2 protein-coding genes are annotated in these 1,679 nt (G+C 44.3%); one reads left to right on the top strand and one right to left on the bottom strand.

What is annotated here, in order from left to right:
• Positions 1 to 144: 144 nt before the first annotated feature.
• A complete protein-coding gene (locus F6J94_RS33655; protein ID WP_293019845.1) occupies positions 145 to 609 on the bottom strand; it encodes a hypothetical protein in 465 nt (154 codons plus the stop codon).
• Between the two features lie 401 nt (positions 610 to 1,010).
• Here F6J94_RS33655 and F6J94_RS33650 point away from each other — a divergent pair, with 401 nt between their 5' ends.
• Positions 1,011 to 1,292, top strand: coding sequence for a helix-turn-helix transcriptional regulator (locus tag F6J94_RS33650; RefSeq protein WP_293019847.1), 282 nt, complete (start codon positions 1,011 to 1,013; stop codon positions 1,290 to 1,292).
• Positions 1,293 to 1,679 lie beyond the last annotated feature (387 nt).

Raw genomic sequence — 1,679 nt, 5'->3', positions numbered from 1 at the left:
GTTCCCTGTTCCCTGTTCCCTGTTCCCTGTTCCCTGTTCCCTGTTCCCTGTTCCCTGTTCCCTGTTCCCTGTTCCCTGTTCCCTGTTCCCTGTTCCCTGTTCCCTGTTCCCTGTTCCCTGTTCCCTGGACTAATCGATTAACGATTAGAGAACCTTGTGAGTGTACTCGTGCTGTTTGACATTATCTTCCTTAGTAACAACTCGCTGCATATTTAGCAACCGCTTGCGTTCTGTGGAAAAGTTGAAGTTATCAAACGTTGTGCCGAGGGGAATATGAGCGATCGCTTCTGGACAACTCTTATAAGTGCGTGCAGCGGCGAGAGCTCGGTTAGTAAAATCATCGCAAAACTGAGCATCTTCTGGGAACTCAGCGGGTTTGAGAAGGCTATCCCCTGAGATTACTTTACCTAGAGTCGTACCACAAGCCACTGAGTAAGATGTAGGAACGCTTTTAAGCAATGCTTCTAGGGAGGCTGAGGGGATGGGTTCAATAATTTGAACTTGATGAACTTCCCCCTCTTCTTTGATAAAGCAGGTGGCTAAGCCCACCACCAGGTAGTTATCGGTAGATAAATCGGGAGCATTAGCTAAGGGAGTTACAGCGGTCATAAGACGATTTCAGTAAACGATTTGAAACCAAGATATATCACGCGCCAAGATATATCAAATCAATAGCTTTGGTGGCATTCTATCAGCAGAGCAGGTCAGCTGATACCGATTAATCCAACAGCCGGTCACCTAACTCTTTTCTAAGTCTTTTATTAGAGTGATGGCTTTTTGGGATTAAAGCAACCGTAATATTACCCAACCAGGAACCATATTTGACTGGAGGTGGATGACGTATAACGGATTGAGCTGTTATTTGTAGATTTAAGGATGGCTGGGGTAAACAACCTGGAAGCGTTATGATTAGGTTTCAAAAAGCAAAAGCAGCTTTTGGCTACCTGCCATTATGTGTTTTTGTTTATACCGTTGATGATATGGCGTTGGAAAATATATAGTAAAGTATAATGCTACGTGAACATCATGACATAACACTACTAAAGTTGCGCCAGCAAGTTGGCTTAACTCAGCGAGAACTTGCTGAGGCTCTTGGAGTAACCCAAAAAACCATTTCCATTTGGGAAAGGGGTAAAATGCAGCCTAAGCTCTCCTTTTGGCAGACTAAGTTAATGATGGAAAAGCTCAACTGCACCCTTGATCAGCTAATCATTGCCACTGAGCTGAAACACCAGAATGAAAATGAAATTAAATCACCCCCAGTGGTACCACATAATCCCAGATTTTTCTAAAACTCAAGGGTGGAATCTTGGCCTTTGGCTAGGTCTGAATGATGTACCTTGGGGGGCTGACTGCATATAATGGGTTGACTAGCGTCAGCACTAGGGCGCTAGTCGTTTGAATCTATGAGGATTAGCACAATGCTGGTGCCCTTTGGACAATCGTCCTTTGGAATATAGCTGAGTAAAAACCATGTCGTTACCAAAACTGTTACGAGCACTATGCCCAAGGTTAGCGTACTCTACGATCAAATGTAGTTAATGCTCCTTAGACCAGTCTAAAAGCTGTGGAACTCTTAGTCCCATGGCTTTTTGTTTGTTCTCAACTACAAAACCCCCTTAGAGCTTGGAATCATCCCTGCACGACGAGGATCAATTTCCACAGCCATGCGCATTGCA

Source organism: Moorena sp. SIO1F2, from assembly GCF_010672755.1.
Classification (GTDB): domain Bacteria; phylum Cyanobacteriota; class Cyanobacteriia; order Cyanobacteriales; family Coleofasciculaceae; genus Moorena.
The sequence above is the reverse complement of the archived record's forward strand: the minus strand, read 5'-3'. Positions and strand labels throughout refer to the sequence as shown.

Coding starts and splice junctions, on each gene's coding strand:
- F6J94_RS33655 (WP_293019845.1), bottom strand. CDS start 609: ATGACCGCTGTAACTCCCTTAGCTAATGCTCCCGATTTATCTACCGAT.
- F6J94_RS33650 (WP_293019847.1), top strand. CDS start 1,011: ATGCTACGTGAACATCATGACATAACACTACTAAAGTTGCGCCAGCAA.